Here is an 18,317-nt window from a genome sequence, read left to right as displayed (position 1 = left end):
GGAGACGGCAGAATAACGAAATTGCATGTTGTGTTTGTCCTTACCAAAGAGGCCCTGTCTTCGCCGCCACGCTGCATCGTGTCACTCACATGATTTGGGCACATGATTTGGGGCGAATGCGAATCAAAAAAACGTTATCAGACTGACAGTTATCATAGTCGCAAACCGGTCTTTCCAGCCAGTGGTCCGGCTGCGGTTTGCGGGGCGTCCCGCGAATTCGGGCTTGCCTGCAAGACCGGCATAAATTTTTTGTTATTATCAGGCGAAACAACGTCGAACCGATTTCAGGACATCATCATGACAGACGCCGGGTTTGTACAACGCCCTCGAACCGAACGCGGGTTCTTTGTTTCGCCAGGTCAGGAGTATGGACGTTCCCGGCTGGGCGCGCCGTTGCTTTGGTTTCCGGCGGAAAGAGCCGGAAAGCACAGTGGGCTGATTCTCGCCGGAACGCACGGCGATGAAACGGCATCGGTGGTGGCGCTGTCCTGCGCGTTGCGCACACTGGCTCCAGGAAAACGGGCTCATCATGTGGTGCTGGCGGTCAATCCGGACGGTTGCCAATTGGGCCTGCGCGCCAACGCCTACGGCGTCGACCTCAACCGCAATTTTCCGGCGGCCAACTGGCAGCCCGCCGACACCGTCTATCGCTGGAGCGAAGATACCCCGGTACGCGACGTGCGGCTCTCCACCGGCGATGCCCCAGGCTCGGAACCGGAAACGCAGGCGTTATGCCGCCTGATCGAACGGTTATCGCCGCCGTGGGTCGTCTCCTTGCACGAACCGTTGGCTTGCATTGATGATCCGCTGCATTGCGAGCTGGGCGCCTGGCTGGCGGAAGAGTTGACGTTGCCGCTGGTCGACAATGTGGGGTATCCGACACCGGGTTCGTTTGGCAGTTGGTGTGCCGAGCGCCGGTTGCCTTGTATTACCGTCGAGTTACCGGCAATTGCCGCCGACAGTGCCAATCAGCGCTATCTACCGGCCCTGACCCGGTTGCTGTCGCGTAATTTTTTATACCAATGTTGATAATGTTGCCCTACACTAATCGACATGTTAATCACCTGTAATAAAGGACGTAAGCATGTCAACAAATGTACATTTTCAGGGTAATCCGGTACCGGTAGCAGGATCGTTCCCGGCCGCAGGCAGCAAAGCGCCGGCGTTTTCACTGGTTGCCAAAGATCTTGCTGATGTGGCGCTGAGCCACTACGCAGGCAAGCGTAAAGTCCTGAACATTTTCCCAAGCATCGATACCGGTGTATGCGCCGCGTCCGTGCGTAAATTCAACCAGTTGGCTTCCAGCCTCGATAATACCGTCGTACTGTGCATTTCCGCCGACCTGCCGTTTGCCCAGTCTCGCTTCTGCGGTGCCGAAGGTTTGAACAATGTGGTCGTGCTGTCTACTCTGCGCGGCGCGGAATTCAAAGAAAACTACGGTGTAGCGATTGCCGAAGGCGCCCTGAAAGGGCTGACTGCTCGTGCCGTCGTGGTGCTGGATGAAAACGACAACGTACTGCACAGCGAGCTGGTGAACGAAATCACCAACGAGCCGGACTACGATGCAGCCATCGCCGTACTGAAGTAAATCACGTTATCGCCGTATGCTGTCATTCCGGCGCTAAACCGCATGAAAATGCCAGTCTGTCGACTGGCATTTTTTATTGCTCGCTCAATGCAGCCTTATTCCCTACAGGCAACCGACGGTACGGCGCTTCTCATCGCGCGGTTACCCAGCGTACACAACACTAATACCAACATCATGCCCCACTCCACCAGCAAGGTAACGATCAGCGCATCGTCAAACTGCCCGCCGCGAGTATGCAGCACCTGTACCAGCGCCGTTCCCAGCACGATCGGCCCCAGCCCGAACGATGCCTGTTGCATGGTGGAAAGCAGCGCACTGCCTGCTCCGGCCTGCTGCATCGGCACATCGGCAAGCCCGATACGATAAAAGCTACTCACGATAAACGCCTGGCCGAAGCCAATCATCATCGTTGCGGGCAACAGTTGCAGCACCGATACCGGCCAACGCCACGCCAACGAGACCATCAATAATACCAACCCGCTCATCTGGATAGCGCAGCCCGTCAGCAACGCACCGCGATTCCCCACACGGGCGGTCAGGCGAGCGCTGAGCAGCGAAGCCACAAAATACGACAACCCTAAACCGATAAAACTGTTACCCGATTGCAGCGGAGTAAACCCCGCACCGGATTGCAGGGTATAAGCCACCGCGAACATGAATCCGCTCCAGCTGGAAAAAAACAGCAACGCCAGCAACAAACCAAAACGGATCCCCGGCAGTCTGAACAATGCCGGCGGCAGCAAGGGCGCAGGCTGGCGCCGTTCTACCCGCCATAGCCACGCAAACCACACCAGACTACTCAACAACACGGCAAGACAAGGCCATGGCCAATGCAAGAGCGGCCCCAGCGCCAGCGGAAACAGTACGCTGGCCAGCAGTAATGACAGCAACACTGTGCCGGGCAGATCCAATGCCACTGGTTTTTCCCCCCGCGTATCCGGCAGATGCAACGGCGCCAGCAGCAATATCAGCAGGCAGACCGGCAGATTAACCAAAAACACGCTACGCCAGCCATAACCGGCAATATCCAGCTGAATCAAAAATCCGCCCAGGACCTGCCCAACCACAAAAGCCAGCCCACCCATCGCACTGTAAAAGCCCAATGCCCGAACATGTTCACGCCCGCGCAGGCAGACATGAATCGTCGCCAGAATCTGCGGCACCACCAGCGCCGCACCGATGCCCTGCAAAGCACGGGCGGCCAGCAACACCCACACTGCCTGAGCGATACCGCACAACAGCGACGCCACGCCGAACACCGCCACCCCCACGATAAACACCCGGCGTCGCCCCAGGTTATCCCCCAGCCTTCCGCCCATCGCCAACGATACGGCGAATGCCACGCCGTAAATCGATACCACCAGTTCCAGCTCCGCCGGGCTGGCAGACAGTGAATGGGACATCGCTTCCAGCGCCACATTCACGATTGAAAAATCGATCATCGGCAACAGCTGGCCGGTCAACAACACCATCAGGCCAATGCTGGTGAGCCCCTGTGAAAGTGAAACCTGTTTCATCAATGTCCCCGTTGCGTTAATTCTGTGAGGTAGCTAGCATTATCGATAATTTAAACGGGTACCAGTTCCTGTTTATCCTGGTATAAGAACTACCTGCCAGTGATGATTACCCCTCTGCGGAGATACCTATGGTCATGCCGATACCTGAGCCACCGGCGACTACCCACGTGACAACGCTACAGCCGGATAACCGCAAACGATTAGGCGCATTTTTGCGCGCACGACGTGAAAGTCTCGACCCGCTGCGGTTGGGGTTATCAATTCCCCGCAAGCGACGCACGCCGGGGCTACGCCGTGAAGATGTGGCACTGCTGGCGGATGTCGGCATCACCTGGTACACCTGGCTGGAGCAAGGGCGGGAAATCCGCGCTTCCGCCAAAACATTGACCGCCATCGCCGACGCTCTGCAATTCAATGAGGCTGAAACCCGGCATCTGTTTATGCTGGCGGGGCTGCCGTTCTCCCCCGCCGCACAAGCCAGTTGTGAAAAAATCAGCGCGGACAGCCAACGCATTCTCGACCAACTCAATCCTTTCCCGGCGTTGATCGTCAATGCACGCGCCAATATTCTCGGATTTAACCGCGCCTGGAGCCAATTACTGGATATCGACCTGCACCAAATCGCCCCGGAAGACCGCAACTGCGTCTGGCTGGCGCTCACCCACCCGAACTGGCGGGAACGATTGGCGGACCAGCATGATTTATTGCCGAATCTGGTGGCGATGTTCCGTGCGCAGATGACGGAACACGCGGGTGACCCGCTGTGGGAAGCGCAACTGCAACGCTATCTGAATGCCTCGGAAGAGTTCCGCCAGCTATGGTACCAGCGTTACGAAATCCAAGGCGTGGATGACAAAATCAAGCAATTTCGTCATCCAACGCTGGGCATCTTCACTCTACGTCAGATCAACTGGTGGAGTAGCTCCCGCAACGGCGACCGCCTGCTGGTGTATATGCCGACCAGCGAGCAGGATAACGCCCTGCTCGCTCAGTTGGCCCAGTTGCCGCCGCCCGGCGAGGCGGGCACGCTCGCACCACATACCCAATAATAAAGCCATCACCCGGTTTTAAGGCTGAGCGGCACTGGCAGGTTTCAGCTCCAGTCGGTTTGAACCGGCGCCCGGCAGTAACGGCGTCGGCTCTTCACTCATCCAGCGGCGATAGCCATCCAGCCACCAGCGGCTGAGCGGATTACCGCTCTGACCGCCCGGCAGGCTGAGCGTCGCGTTGGCTTCATCGCCCGGCGACACCACCAGCCGCTCCGACGCACCGAACGTCGGGCGGTTCACATGCGGCACATGGTTGTCTCCGGAAAGCGGCCGCGCCGGCACTTGCAGCAGGCGGCCCAGCAATGGCAGTGACGATGCCAGCGGATGAGCGATATGACTCTGGTTGACCTCTCCCCAGTTACGGCGGCCTTCGCCGTTATCACGCCACACCGCTTCCAGCTGTTGCAGCGAGAACTGGCACCAGTCTTTGGCTGGCGCAGGCACCCACTGACGCGCTTCATCATGCATCAACTGCTGCACCGTCACATCCCAGCGCGGGTTGGCAGCCCGATAACTGGCCTTCGGCCATGCCTGCGCCAGTTGTTGATCCAATGTGCCGAACAGCCGCTGGTAAATCGCCTCGCGCCAACGGTTCAGCAGCAGATACGCCGTTGAATCGGCCGTCGCCTGGCCGTTCCATTGATGCAATAGCGTTCTGATTGCCGCTTGATCCGTCAACATATTCGGTGCGGAAGCCTCCAGACAATCCAGTAGCCGATCACGCCAGCTGGCCGCCAGCAGCGCACGATTATCCAGTTGGATACGGTGCATTGCCGTTATATCCGGCTGGCTGACGTCATTCAGTGCCTGATGAATCGCCGATGCCCGGACACCGGGATCGGCGCCGCCATCGCCAATCCGTTCTCCCTGCTCATCAAACAGCAGACGATTATTCGCGGTCACGATGACGCCTTGCGGCGGGTCGACCAATTCAGGATGCGCCGCCGCCGGCAAAGCCGTATCACGCCAGCGCGCCTGTTGTATGTCCACCAGCGGAAAGCTGTTTTGGGCACCGGGCGTCAACCGATCCGGCAATGTTCCGGCCAGTGTCCAGCCGATATGCCCATGACGGTCAGCCACCAGCAGATTTTGCACCGGCAAACCGGTTCGCTGCCCAACGGCCAGCGCATCCAACACCGTACGGGTTTCCGCCAGCGACATCAGCGACAAATCCAGCGAACCCGGCAATTGGAGTACCCAGTGCATCGCCATGCGTCCTTGTCCGGTCGCGGCCACCGGCCCCCAATCACTGGTTTCGACCGTCATCGATTGCGGCTCGCCATGACTCACCACCAGCGTTTCCTGTACCGGACGCGGGTTCCCTTCGTTCATGTTCAGCTTCACCCAATCAAAGGTATCGGCGTAGCTGTTGGTAAACCCCCAGGCGATATCCCCATTGCTGCCACTGACAATCGCCGGAGCCCCCGGCAGAGAAAGTCCGGTCAAACGCCAGTTGCCGCCGTCAGCCGGATAAATCAGTTGCGCGCGATACCACACCGTCGGCAAACTCAGCCCAAGATGCATGTCATTCGCCAGTATCGCCCGTTCCGGCGTACGCACCAGCCAACCATTACTGCCTTTAGCCTGCTCGTCGATACCGGCGGAATCACCCGCTGACTGCGCCCCTCGCCCCCACCATGCAGGCGGTTCGGGCGGCAACGCAGGCCCAGGCGGAAGTTGCCCAACCAGCGGCGCATCCCATACGCTGGCTTCCGGCAACAAAAAATCAGCCTGTTCCGGCGTGCTCTGACCGGCAATCCAGCCCCGGGCGTATTCCCGGCCGAACTGATTATCCTGCAGATCAAAATACATCGCGGCGATCACCAGCAGGGTGTCCTGCGGTAGCCAAGCCTGAGGCTCCGCACGCAGCAGCCAATACTCAAACGGCCGTGTTTTCAGGCTGTTTAACCCGGCATTGACGCCGGCGGCGTAACTGCGCAAAGTCTGCTGCTGGTCCATCGGCAGCGACTGCCAGCGTTGGGTAACCTGCTGACGCAACAAAAACAACCGGTGCCGGCGATCGAGCGGCAGCGCCGCCGCGCCCACCAACGCCGACAACTCTCCCGCGGCACTGCGCCGGAGCAAATCCATCTGGAAAAAACGATCCTGCGCATGGACAAAACCCAACGCAAATACCGCAGACAGACGATCAGCGGCGCGAATACTCGGTACACCGGTCTCATCACGCTCTACCGTCACCGGCGTATGCAACCCCGGCACGCTGAGTTCACCGTCCAGTTGAGGCAAACTCTGGCGCAGCAAGCCCCATACGGCGACAGCCAGCGCCATTATCAGCACAACGCCCAGCGCCAACGCGCCGGCCGTTATCCTCAACCCGTTGTTGATACGCACGATTTATCCTCTCGTATGATTCAGGTGAGTGTTAATGACAATAGCGTGGGGAGAAAAACTGTTGCATTATCATTTGTATCATCCTGTATCCGCTATTTTGCTGGTTTTGGAGGTGGTATGTTCCCATTGCTGACTCCCCGTCTGAGTTTACACCCGCTGGTGCCATCCGATGCCACTGCGCTGTTTGATGCCATACATGAATCGCTGGAGTCGATAGGTCGTTGGCTCCCCTGGTGCGTACCGCATTACGATCTGGCCATGGCGCAAAGCTGGATAACCGATTGTGAACAACAACGCCGTGAAGGTACGTCGTTTGATCTGGCGATCACCGACCGGATCACCGGTCATCTACTGGGTTCTATTGCCATCAACAGTATCAGCAAAGCGTACCGTCTCGGCAATATCGGTTACTGGGTCCGCCGGACAGCGCAAGGGCAAGGCATCATTCCGGAAGCCGTGCGGGAAATCGTCCCGTTCGGTTTCGGCACGTTGGGGCTGACCCGGCTGGAAATCATCGCAGCAGAAGAAAACCATGCCAGCCGCCAGGTGGCGGAGAAAGTCGGCGCACATTTCGAAGGGCTGCTGCGTAACCGGATCATCATCAATGACCAACCGGTAACAGCAGCGTTATATTCGCTGATTCCGGGGGATGGGCTTATTTATTGATAGCAGTCTGTGCACGCTTATTGCGCTGTCGCCATAAACAAGAAATTGTTTTCCATACCAGCATTTGCTTGAATGGACGCTCGTTTTTCCAGATATGGACTATCCGTGAATAACCCGATTCAATGGAAAACGGAAGAGTCGGTTGTTTGAAGATGGATTTCCTGGATGGAATGCTTATTGTGATGTACCAACAGGAGGAAGAGGTTATGTCGTCACGACTCAAAGTTATTAATACTTATTCTACCTCTGCCGGGCATCTTACCCTTACAATGGGTGAAAGACTCCAAAAAGCTGCTGGTCAGGATTTGAAGAATAAGCTGGAATCAGGTGATATCAAACTGGTTAACGGCAAATACATAGGCGAAAGTTTGAAAGTTAACCGCCTGCCCGCGTTGAAACGAAGATTGCGTAAAGCATATGTCTCTGCTCAATGAAAAGGCCCGTTCGTCGGGCCTTTTCTCTTCTCTTTTTATAGTTTGTTTGCCTACCATCGCCGCGCAGGACTTCATCAGGTTATTGGGAGTTATTCGTCCTCATCCCCGCCTTTGCGGCTACTCAGTCCGTACTCTCGCAATTTGTTGGCGATGGCGGTGTGAGATACGCCGAGGCGTTTAGCCAACTTGCGGGTACTGGGGTAAGTCTGGTAAAGGCGAGTAAGTACCGAGCGCTCAAACCGTTTGCTGATATCGTCGAGGGAACCTTCCAGTAAATCGTCATTGTGGGCAATTTCCGGCTGGAAAGCCGGTAAATCGATATCACGCAGACGCAATTCATCACCTTCCAGTTGCGCCAACGCCCGATAAATGGTGTTTTTCAATTGACGCACATTGCCCGGCCAGCCGTATTGAGGCAACAGGTTACGCACCTCCTGCGCGATACGGGGGTGTGCGATTCCTTGTTCATCAGCAAATCGGGCAACAAACAGCTCGACTAACGGCATCACATCCGCCGGGGTCTCGCGCAGCGGCGGCAGTTGCAGCGTCAGTACATTCAGGCGGTAATAAAGGTCTTCACGAAACAGCCCGCGTTGCACCAGGTCCAGCATGTTTTTCTGCGTAGCGCAGAAAATACGCACGTCCACATGCACCTCATGCTCTTCGCCTACCCGGCGGAACGTACCGTCGTTAAGGAAACGCAGCAGTTTCGTTTGCATCTGCGGCGACATTTCGCCGACTTCATCTAACAATACCGAACCGCCGTTGGCCTGCTCAAAAAAGCCTTTTTTCCCTTCCAGCGCATTGGGGTAAGCACCCGGCGCATGACCGTAAAGCTCGCTTTCCATGACGTCATCCGGCAAGGCGGCGCAGTTGAGCGCCAGAAACGGTTTTTTCCCGCGGCTGCTGCGCAAATGACAGGCACGGGCCAGCATATCTTTCCCCGTACCGGTTTCCCCTATCAGCAATAACGGCGCATCCAGCATCGCCAGCTTACGCGCCTGCTCCACAACCTGACGCATACGCGGGCCAACCGCCACGATATGGTCGAATTCACGTTCGTCGTTGACCGGCGTATCCTGCAGTTGACGGCCCATTCGCGCCGCCGATTTCAACGTCACCAGCGCGCCGGCGACCATGGATTTACCTTTGTCGTCCTCCAGATGAACCGGAGTCACTTCCTGCAGAAAATCCTGGCCGCGAATCACGACTCGGGTCATCTCCGGCTGGCCGCCCTGCTCTTGCCAGCGGGCAAAATGGTAGTCAGTTAATAGCTGGCCGACGTTAAGGGTACGGGCTTTTTCCTGCGTCAGGTCAAACAGGCTGAGCGCAGCGGCGTTAACCAACTCGACTTTACCTTTAAGATCAAACGACAGCACAGGCTCGGGCATGGATTCCAGCAGCGCATTCAGCGCCCGGTGTTCCCGCTCGGACGGCATGAATGCCACGGTGCGCACATCGCTGACGCCGGAGATACGGCGAATCTCCGTCATCAACTCACGGAAGGCGTCAAAACTGAGCGTGGTGAAATTGAGATAGATCCGACCGGCGGGATCGATTTCGATACCGCGCAGGTCAATCTGTCGCAGTACCAGCAGATCGAGCAGCTCACGAGTCAGACCAATTCGGTCTTCACAAAATACTTCCAGACGCATCAATAAAACCTTCTTCATCAGGTGCGACAGGGACGAGAACTGCATCATACCCTTTCACCGCAACCGGATGAAGTAGGGTGTCAGCAAAAGTTGACACCCCGGCAACCGAATAGCGGATTACTTGGCCTTTTCCTCTTCAGGAAACGGCGTACTCAGCATGGAAACCATGATGCGAATGCCTTCGATATAGTTACCGATACGCATATTTTCGTCACTGCCGTACGCGTTGTTATCCGCATTGACCAGCGATACCACGGCAAACGCATTTTTCAGCGCCGCCAGTGCGCCGTTGATCGGCGGCGATACCCCCAACATACGGTTTTTCTCCGGCTCCCCTTTATTCGGCGCTTTCACACCGTCTATCGCCCATTTCGCCAACGGCGACGCCATCTGCGTACGTACGGCGAATGAACTGCCCGATGACGTCATCAGGCTCATCGAGATCAACCGGGCATTATGATTACGCTCCTGCAACGACGGCGAGTCGGACCGGATCACATAGAATCCTTTGGCGACGACATATTTTTTCAGCAGGTCGTACAGATAATCCGGCGACGTTTCAGGCACCGTTCGAATATTGATGCTGGCGGTCGCCGTCGAAGGAATGGCATATATCGCTTTACGCCCGGTATCGCCGGCACGCAGGCCGATGACATCCAGCGACGGATATTGCACCGCTTCCACCGGGTTGGGAGCCATTTTTTCCAGTTGGGTAACCCCGTAGCGGCTTTCGATAGTCCCCGGCGGCGGTGCCAGCAACGCCAGTTGCTTACGCTCATCATCCGTCAGTTTGACCCGGTCATAGAAACCAGGCAAGGTGACCCGGCCATCAGCATCTTTGAGGCCGGCCAGCAACGCGGCCAGTTGTTGCACCGGATTGATAATCACATTACCGAACGCCCCGCTGTGGGCGGCAGGGTCGGGGCCAAACACCGTCATATCGACCTGTATCGACCCACGATAACCAAAGGTGATCACCGGTTTGTTGTTGGTATTCACCGCGCCGTTGAAAATAACGACACCGTCGTTTTTGAGCCGGGCCGCATTCTGGTTGACCACCGCCGTCAAATGCGGCGAACCGCGCTCAGCTTCCGAATCAAGCAACACCTTGATGTTTACCGTCGGCGCAATTCGGGCGCTTTTAATCGCATCCACCGCCGTCAGAAACACCGAGATCACCCCTTTACCATCCGACGCGGACCGACCAAATACGCGCCATTCCGGGTCCAACCCCGGTTGCATCAGCCGATCATTGGGCTGCGGCATCCAGATTCCGCGCGCATCCTTGATTTTCAGCGTCGGTTTCCACGGGTCGCTCGTCCAGTCGGACGCCGTGACCGATTGCCCGTCGAAGTGCATCAAAAACAATACCGTCGGACGGTTAGGTTGCATCGGCCCCAGTTCGGCGTACAGCATCGGGTGAGCGCCGTTCGCCAGTTGTTGAGTGGAAAACCCTCGCTTTTGGAACGCCTTATCCAGCCAATTAAGATTGCGCTGAATATCCGCGGCGATATCGGTATCGTTACTGAGCGTCAGGCCCTCAAGATATTCAGGAAAGCTGGCCTTAGCGAAGCCTTGCGCGTCAGCCGGCGTCATAATCCACTGCTGTGCTTGAACGGAGGCCGCCATCGTCAGCGCGCCGAGCACGCCGGCCACCAGGAGTTTTTTGCCACGAGACATTATAAGTATCCTTCCAGCCAGAGGAAAAAAGCACATTTATCTTATGGTTATCGGCAACATCACCCATCGCCTGAGCGACTTACCCACCCATTTTACCCAACCTACCTCAGGTCATGCGCGATCGCATCGCACCCACCACCTGACGTATGGCAAGTATATACCCCAAATAATTCGAGTTGCAGGAAGGCAGCAAGAGAGAGAATCCCGATGAACTTACTCAGGTAAGTGATTCGGGTGAACGAACGCAGCCAACGCACCTGCAACTTGAAGTATGACGGGTATAGATAAACATGCTTAACGACAACGCAATGCGGGCTATATCAAAACCCGGTTGTTTTTCGGCTGTATTTTTCATTATCGATAGCGATTCACCCGAGCAATCAGATATTTTCCAGCCGAACGCCGCGGGTTCGCGGGCCGAATATCCCGACCGTCACGATAACGGTTAACATGCTGATGATGATAAACGCCAGCACGCCGCTGGTATCATAGTTTTGCAGGATCAGGCCGATGACGATACTGCTGAGCGCGGTGGACAGGCGGCTGAAGGAATAACAAAAGCCGACGCCGCGAGCGCGTACTGCGGTGGGAAACACCTCGGTTTGGTAAGCATGATAGCTGATGGTTAACCAGGCATTGGCGTAACTAATCAGGAAACCGCAAATAATCAGCCACAGCGGTTGCGTCTGAAAAGCGAACAACGTACCGAACACCACCGTCATCAGCGACGACAACACAATCTGCCATTTGTTTTCGAGTTTGTCGGCATACCCACTGCATAATAGCGATCCGAGTGGATAGGCAAGCGTAATAAAAAAGGCGTACAGCAGGCTGTGGGTCACGCTGGCGCCCCGCCCCGCCAGCAACGCAGGCAGCCAGTTGCCGAAGCCGAAAAATCCGATAGCCTGAAAGATATTCATCACGACCAGCATCAGAGTACGCCGTCGATAACGAGCCGACCAGATATCGCGAAAGCGTCCGCGTAACGGCGGTGTGATCGCCGACTGAGGCGCCAGCGGCTTACCCGGCGGAACGCCGCAGCGGTATTCCATCGCTCTCATCACCTGTTCGGCTTCCCGGTAACGCCCGCGCGACGCCAGCCAACGTACGGATTCCATCAGATTCCGCCGCAACAACCACACCACCAGCGAGCACAGCGCACCGATGATCACCACATAACGCCAGCCAGATGCCCCCCAGAGGGTTTGCGGCACCAGCCACCACGACATCAACGCCACCGTCGGCACCGACAAAAACTGTATAAAAAACGCCAGAGCAAACGCCCGGTTGCGCAGGTGGGTCGGCATCCATTCGGACAGGTAGGTATCGATGGTCACCAGTTCCACGCCCAGGCCGATGCCCACCAAAAAGCGACAGAAGATCACCCATTCCGCCTGGGTCTGGAACGCCATTAACAGCGAAAATACGCCGTACCATGCCATCGCAAACATAAACGCCGCACGGCGCCCGAGTCTGTCCGCCTGCGGCGCCAACAGACTGGCACCGATAAACAGGCCGAAAAAGGTCGCGGAAGCGAAGGTCGCCTGATCAGATACGCCCAGCAACCCCTCCTTTCCGGTATGAAAAATCTTCTCGCTAATCAGGCCGGTACTGATGTAGGCGGTCTGAAACAGATCGTAGAGTTCAAAAAAACCACCCAGAGACAACAGGATGATGAACCGCCACAGCCCCCAGGACGAGGGTAAAGCATCGATGCGCGTCGCCAGCAAATGGAGCGGAAGAGGATGATTGACGGCATATACCGTCGGCGTACTGCGCGCAGTAAAACTGGAGTCCATGGATTGCCCCTGATTGATGATAGGTTGTCAGTGATGACATCCTGGCAAACCATAGCGACAATAATTATCATTTGTTATTGTCTTATAATGAAACTATTTTCAAGATATTAAAATATAACCGGGCAGTAACACCTCGCTTTGCCGCTTTACGAAGATAATCGATAGGTTATCGCCATCCAGCGCGTGATAGCGCTCGACAGGCGATACCGCTGGTTACATAACGCACAACCTGTGGAGAGGCTTTCATGTTGCGTCTTTCATGTTGCGTCTTTCATACCGCCAGCCTGATGCGACTCCCCGGACGATGCGGTGTTGCGTATTCGTCCAATCAGCTCACGCCGGAAATCCCCCAGTCGGGGTTTGTCGTCCAGCCAGGGCAGCGGACGGCACAGCTCCATGGCGCGGATCCCCAGTCTTGCGGTCAGCAGGCCGGCGCCCAGCCCCTGCGCGGCACGCGCCGACAGACGCGCAGCGAGGTCCTGCGACATCCAGTCCATACCGATCTCCCGCACCAGTTCGCTGGCGCCGGCAAACGCCACGTTCAACAACACCAGCCGGAACAGGCGAATTCGACTGAAGTAACCCAGTTCAATGCCGTACAACCGAGCGATACGGTTGACCAGCCGCAGGTTACGCCAGGCGATAAAAGCCATATCCGCCAGCGCCAACGGGCTGACGGCGATCATCAGCGCCGACTCGGCGGCGGAGCGGCTAATTTCGCGGCGCGCCTGCGCATCCAGCGTCGGTTGCACCAGGTGTGCGTAGAGCGCCATGATCTCCCGGTCGTTATGGGTATCATGCAGCGACGCCTGCCAGCGTAGCAGCGCCGGATGCCCGACCTCCAGCCCGGCCTGACGCGCCAGTTGTTCGCAAAAAGCACGGGCGCGCCCGGTGCCGTGACTGGCGAGTAACTCCCGGGCGTGGTCGCGGGTTTCCGCACGCTGGCGTAGCCGGTACAACCGCCTCCATTCAACCGCCAGCGATCCTACCCCGGCCCCAATAATCAGGATGCCGGCCGCCACGGCGCCGAGCCCAATCCAATCCTGGCTGATCCACGCCTGATACAGCGAACGCGCACCTTGCGCCAGCGCACTGATGCCGAATAACGCCACGCCGGCGCCCAGCATCCGTCGCCACAAGCTGCTCCGAGGCCGCAGCGCGTCGTTGACCCGTTGCCCGGCGGTGTCATCCTCGTACGAATCAGCATCGACCGCCGCGGCCGTCGGCACAAAACGCTGTGCGTCGTCATCAAACGCGACGGCCGGACGCAACGGCGCGGCAACCGGTTCGTCCGGTGCCTGCTCAAAAGTGATGCGGGGTTTCAGCGGTTCGTTCATCGCAATTTGTCTCCCAGTAAAAACTCCATCACCGCATCCATGCGGATATGCGGTAGCGGCGTATCCATTTGCATTTCCGGCGGACGAAACGGTTCAAAATGGAATCCCTGTTCACGCCAAAACGACGGGTCCGGCAAACGTGACGGCACATCGCCGGGGTACAGGGTGATAGGCTCGCCGTCGGCCAGCCGATGGCCGCGCAAGGCAGGCAGCGATTGCCCCTGGTGCGATACCAGGCCGCTCTGCGTCGCCTGTACCGCGGCAATGCCGGCACAATCGATCTCGATGCCTTCAAACGCCACATTACGCCAGGCTTCCTGCACCAACTGCTGCAACAGCGATACCAGATTGGCGTGTTGGTCGGCGGTAATATGGTCAGACTGGCTGGCGGCAAACATCAACCGGTCGATACACGGCGAAAACAACCGGCGCAACAAAGTGCGTTTGCCGTAATGGAAACTCTGCATCAGTTGGGTCAACGCCAGCCGCATATCGTTAAACGACTGCACGCCGTGGTTGAGCGGTTGCAGGCAATCCACCAGTACGATTTGCCGGTCAAAGCGCACGAAATGCTGGCGATAAAACTCTCGCACCACATGCCGGCAGTAATAATCGAATCGCTGACGCAGCATACCGATCAGAGTGTGATCGCCGGCCTGAACCAGTGCGGCATCCAGCCGTTCATCAGGGTGCGGCCAGGGAAAGAACTGTAATACCGGCGCGCCGGCCAGATCGCCCGGCAACACAAAACGCCCCGGTTGAATGAAATGCAACCCTTCCTGCTTACAACGCAGCAGGTAGTCGGTATAGGCCTGGGCGATCGCCGCCAGTTGGTTTTCATCCGCCGGTGCCAGCGGGTCCAGCTTTTCGCATAGCGCCAGCCAGGGTTGCGCCCAATGTAACCGATCGCCCTGCAACAGGGCGGCCATCTGTCGCGACCAGTCAGCGTAACTTTGTTCCAGCAGCGGCAAATCCAGCAGCCATTCGCCAGGATAATCAACGATTTCCAGATACAGCGTAGCGGTATCGCGGAAGTGGCGCAGCAGGCTATCGCGGGAACGGTAACGTAATGCCAACCGGATTTCGCTCACGCCACGCGTCGGCGTCGGCCAGGCGGGCGGCACACCGTACAGCGACGCCATACCGTCGTCATAGGCAAACCGGGGAATATCCAAATCGCGCTGCGGGATGCGGCGCGCGCCCAACAGGCGGTTTTCGCGCGCGACGGAAAACAGCGGCAACCGCGCGCCATGCTGCACATTCAGCAATTGATTCACGAATGAGGTAATAAACGCCGTTTTACCGCTACGGCTCAGGCCGGTAACAGCCAATCTGAGATGACGATCGGCGCTGCGATTCACCAACGCGCCGAATTCACTCTGTAACCGGTTGAAATGGTGGAAATAAGCCATGGCACTCCTGTTCACTCTCCTGCCATCGTCTTAACCAGACGATAACGGCATGATGGCGCGGCGCTGACAAAAAACAACAGGCGGGATTCACTGCCGGCGCAGGACCCCGCCCAGAGCGTTATGCCAACCCGGCGGCCGGCAAGGTGATTACAGCTGGCGAAACTTATTGCGCACGCCGTAGGTGTCCGATGTGATATAGCGTTCAATGTGTCGCAACCGTTGTTCGCTGTCGCTTAATATTGCGTCGGCGTGATCCAACAAGGCGTGTGAAGATACCTCGGCGTTAGCCGTCTGATACGCCTCCGGCGGGGCCGGGTCCATCACAAAACAGAGCACAATATAGGCGATGACGGTAATCAGGAACAGGCCGAAAAAAATCGACAGCACCGCGATCAGGCGCACCAGTTTCACCGGCACATCGAAATAGCGTGCCAGCCCGGCACATACGCCCTTGATCATGCCCTCTTCCGGCAAACGATAGAGTTTTCGCTCAAAACGGGTGTTCATCAGGATTGTCTCCAATTGGGATGCTCGGCATCCAGAATCTGTTCCAGCGCCTCAATTCGCTCGCGCATACGCTGTGCGTCTTCCGTTAAGCGCGCCAGCCGCTGCTGTTCAGCCTGATCCCAGAGCGGTGCGCGGCGGCGCTGGCTGTAGTGCAGCCATAACCACAGCGGTGCGACAAACAGCAGAAATACCGTCAGCGGAATCATTGTCAGTACCAGAGCACCCATTTTTTCTCCTTCATTATTATAGCGATGCGGTAAGGCTGCCGCGGCAACGGCAGCCGATGGCGGTTATTCCGCCGGTTTTACTTTTGCCTTCAGCGCCGCCAGTTGCGCATCGATCTCATCACTGGTTTTCAGCTCGGCAAACTGCTGTTCCAGCGATTTTTGTTTACCCAGTCCCACGCTTTCCGCTTCCGCCTCCAGGGTATCGATGCGACGTTCAAACTGTTCAAAACGGGCCATCGCTTCATCCAGCTTACCGCTGTCGAGCTGGCGGCGAATATCGCGGGATGAACTGGCCGCCTGGTGGCGCAGCGTCAGCGCCTGCTGGCGGGCACGGGTTTCGGTCAGTTTGTTCTCCAACTCGCCGATTTCACGCTTCAGGCGCTCCAGCGTCTCTTCTACCGTGGTGCTTTCCTGCTCCAGCACCGCCACCAGTTCCGTCAGTTTCTGTTTTTCCACCAGCGCGGCACGCGCCAGGTCCTCACGTTCACGGCGCAACGCCAGCTCGGCTTTTTCCTGCCACTCCAGTTGCTGGCTGCGAGCCTGCTCGATACGACGCGCCAACTGTTTCTTTTCAGCCAGCGCCCGGGCGGAAGTGGAGCGCACTTCAACCAGTGTATCTTCCATTTCCTGAATCATCAGCCGCACCAGTTTCTGCGGATCTTCAGCTTTATCCAGCAAGGCATTGATATTGGCGTTCACGATGTCGGCAAAACGGGAAAAAATACCCATACTCTACTCCTCAGTGATTTCCGGCGTCTGCGACGCCCGGTTCGTTATCTCCATCAGCCGTTGCCTGATGACACAGTGATATAATCAAATACCGTGCCAGCTTTTAAAAAAAGATTAATACACTGATAAATAAGCAGTTAATCATTTGGATATACAGTCAGCGTCATCTTTGATATGGTCAAATTAACTAACAAGTGGTGAAAAAAACAAGGTCATATCATGGCACACGAGAAAGAATCACTACTGGGCGAAGCCAACAGTTTTCTGGAAGTGCTGGAACAGGTCTCACAGTTGGCGCAGCTCAGCAAACCGGTACTGGTGATTGGCGAGCGGGGAACCGGCAAAGAGTTGATCGCCAGCCGCCTGCATTACCTGTCTCCCCGTTGGCAAGGGCCGTTTATTTCGCTTAACTGTGCGGCGCTGAACGAAAATTTGCTGGATTCCGAGCTGTTCGGCCACGAAGCCGGGGCGTTTACCGGCGCACAGAAGCGCCATCTGGGGCGTTTTGAGCGCGCCGACGGCGGCACCCTGTTTCTGGACGAACTGGCTACCGCGCCGATGCTGGTGCAGGAAAAGCTGTTGCGGGTGATCGAATACGGCGTGCTGGAGCGCGTGGGCGGCGGGCAGTCGCTGCAGGTGGATGTCCGGCTGGTGTGCGCCACCAACGAAGACTTGCCGGCGCTGGCGGCACAGGGAAAATTCCGCGCCGACCTGCTTGACCGGCTGGCTTTCGATGTGGTGCACCTGCCGCCGCTGCGCCTGCGCCAACAAGACATCATGCTGCTGGCGCAGCACTTCGCGGTACAGATGTGCCGGGAACTGGGGTTGCCGCTCTTTTCCGGTTTCAGTCCGCAGGCGGAACGCACCCTGCTGGATTACGGCTGGCCGGGCAATATCCGCGAGCTGAAAAACGTGGTAGAGCGTTCGCTGTATCGCCACGGCACCACCCCTGACCCGGTCGATCACATTATTCTGAATCCGTTTAAACCACTGGCGCCGACGCAGACCCACGCCGCTCAGCTCCCCTCCGGCGCTGTACCCACCCTACCGTTGAACTTGCGTGACTGGCAACACCGTCAGGAGCGGCAACTGGTAGAACAGGCGCTCGCTCAGGCACAGTTCAACCAACGTAAAGCCGCCGGGTTGCTGGCGCTCACCTACCACCAGTTTCGCGGTCTGTTAAAAAAACACGAGATTGGCGCCAATGAATAACCCGGTGAAATCTGCGGCGGCCGGCGCCATCTCCTGAGTTCTGATGCACAAATACATGTCAAACCTTGTCGATAACCGCATCACTTTGTAGAAAAAACCGGCAGATAAGCGTAAGAAATTGGGCGGAATGGCAGAGTGCGGTACACTCTGTGT

Annotated in this window: 16 protein-coding genes; 6 read left to right on the top strand and 10 right to left on the bottom strand. The window is 57.1% G+C overall.

The genetic code is table 11. From position 1 onward, the window contains the following. The first annotated feature begins 297 nt into the window (after nucleotides 1–297). A complete protein-coding gene (mpaA, locus tag FDP13_RS17465) occupies nucleotides 298–1,029 on the top strand; it encodes a murein tripeptide amidase MpaA (protein WP_012769491.1) in 732 nt (243 codons plus the stop codon). A gap of 55 nt (nucleotides 1,030–1,084) precedes the next feature. Next, nucleotides 1,085–1,588, top strand: coding sequence for a thiol peroxidase (gene tpx, locus FDP13_RS17460; RefSeq protein WP_033576908.1), 504 nt, complete (start codon nucleotides 1,085–1,087; stop codon nucleotides 1,586–1,588). A 95-nt stretch (nucleotides 1,589–1,683) separates the two neighbouring features. Here tpx and FDP13_RS17455 read toward each other — a convergent pair whose 3' ends face one another. Continuing rightward, nucleotides 1,684–3,105 (bottom strand): MFS transporter, encoded by a 1,422-nt coding sequence (locus FDP13_RS17455; protein ID WP_033576909.1) that lies wholly within the window; start codon nucleotides 3,103–3,105, stop codon nucleotides 1,684–1,686. 128 nt (nucleotides 3,106–3,233) lie between these two features. On the opposite strand from FDP13_RS17455, the gene FDP13_RS17450 reads away from it, so the two are divergent. Beyond that, nucleotides 3,234–4,154, top strand: a complete 921-nt coding sequence (locus FDP13_RS17450) for a helix-turn-helix transcriptional regulator (RefSeq protein WP_143840015.1) — start codon at nucleotides 3,234–3,236, stop codon at nucleotides 4,152–4,154. Between the two features lie 18 nt (nucleotides 4,155–4,172). Here the strand turns inward: FDP13_RS17450 and FDP13_RS17445 are convergent, their stop codons facing one another. Further along, the gene (locus FDP13_RS17445; RefSeq protein ID WP_143840014.1) at nucleotides 4,173–6,506 is read right to left on the bottom strand and encodes a penicillin acylase family protein; all 2,334 of its coding nucleotides are present in this window, start codon (nucleotides 6,504–6,506) and stop codon (nucleotides 4,173–4,175) included. 117 nt (nucleotides 6,507–6,623) lie between these two features. Here FDP13_RS17445 and FDP13_RS17440 point away from each other — a divergent pair, with 117 nt between their 5' ends. Both FDP13_RS17440 and FDP13_RS17435 read left to right on the top strand, forming a co-directional pair. Beyond that, complete coding sequence (locus FDP13_RS17440; protein WP_143840013.1) at nucleotides 6,624–7,172, top strand: GNAT family N-acetyltransferase; 549 nt, start codon at nucleotides 6,624–6,626, stop codon at nucleotides 7,170–7,172. A gap of 152 nt (nucleotides 7,173–7,324) precedes the next feature. Further along, nucleotides 7,325–7,606, top strand: coding sequence for a hypothetical protein (locus FDP13_RS17435; RefSeq protein ID WP_143840040.1), 282 nt, complete (start codon nucleotides 7,325–7,327; stop codon nucleotides 7,604–7,606). An 89-nt stretch (nucleotides 7,607–7,695) separates the two neighbouring features. On the opposite strand, the gene tyrR is transcribed toward FDP13_RS17435, so the two are convergent. The 8 genes from tyrR to pspA form a co-directional block, all read right to left on the bottom strand. After that, a complete protein-coding gene (tyrR, locus tag FDP13_RS17430) occupies nucleotides 7,696–9,261 on the bottom strand; it encodes a transcriptional regulator TyrR (RefSeq protein ID WP_033576918.1) in 1,566 nt (521 codons plus the stop codon). 117 nt (nucleotides 9,262–9,378) lie between these two features. Further along, complete coding sequence (locus FDP13_RS17425; protein WP_143840012.1) at nucleotides 9,379–10,941, bottom strand: M20/M25/M40 family metallo-hydrolase; 1,563 nt, start codon at nucleotides 10,939–10,941, stop codon at nucleotides 9,379–9,381. Between the two features lie 380 nt (nucleotides 10,942–11,321). Beyond that, a complete protein-coding gene (locus FDP13_RS17420; protein WP_234424427.1) occupies nucleotides 11,322–12,740 on the bottom strand; it encodes an MFS transporter in 1,419 nt (472 codons plus the stop codon). A gap of 257 nt (nucleotides 12,741–12,997) precedes the next feature. Beyond that, nucleotides 12,998–14,077: a TIGR01620 family protein gene (locus FDP13_RS17415; protein ID WP_143840011.1), complete on the bottom strand. Its 1,080-nt coding sequence runs from the start codon at nucleotides 14,075–14,077 to the stop codon at nucleotides 12,998–13,000. Then, on the bottom strand, nucleotides 14,074–15,489 hold the full coding sequence (locus FDP13_RS17410) for a YcjX family protein (RefSeq protein WP_143840010.1): 1,416 nt from the start codon (nucleotides 15,487–15,489) through the stop codon (nucleotides 14,074–14,076). The genes FDP13_RS17415 and FDP13_RS17410 overlap by 4 nt, the downstream gene beginning before the upstream one ends. Nucleotides 15,490–15,636: 147 nt before the next feature. Continuing rightward, a complete protein-coding gene (gene pspC, locus FDP13_RS17405) occupies nucleotides 15,637–15,996 on the bottom strand; it encodes an envelope stress response membrane protein PspC (RefSeq protein ID WP_027711813.1) in 360 nt (119 codons plus the stop codon). Continuing rightward, entirely contained in the window at nucleotides 15,996–16,223 is a 228-nt protein-coding gene (gene pspB / locus FDP13_RS17400) for an envelope stress response membrane protein PspB (RefSeq protein ID WP_012769477.1), read from the bottom strand. The genes pspC and pspB overlap by 1 nt, the downstream gene beginning before the upstream one ends. 63 nt (nucleotides 16,224–16,286) lie before the next feature. Continuing rightward, a complete protein-coding gene (gene pspA / locus FDP13_RS17395) occupies nucleotides 16,287–16,952 on the bottom strand; it encodes a phage shock protein PspA (protein ID WP_027711812.1) in 666 nt (221 codons plus the stop codon). A 219-nt stretch (nucleotides 16,953–17,171) separates the two neighbouring features. Between pspA and pspF the strand changes: the two genes are divergently transcribed. Beyond that, nucleotides 17,172–18,164: a phage shock protein operon transcriptional activator gene (pspF, locus tag FDP13_RS17390; RefSeq protein ID WP_143840009.1), complete on the top strand. Its 993-nt coding sequence runs from the start codon at nucleotides 17,172–17,174 to the stop codon at nucleotides 18,162–18,164. Nucleotides 18,165–18,317: the final 153 nt, after the last annotated feature.

Origin of the sequence: Dickeya sp. ws52, assembly GCF_007210685.1 — a bacterium.
In the GTDB taxonomy this organism is placed as follows: Bacteria; Pseudomonadota; Gammaproteobacteria; order Enterobacterales; family Enterobacteriaceae; genus Dickeya; species Dickeya chrysanthemi.
This window is presented reverse-complemented; position numbering and strand designations above follow the sequence as displayed.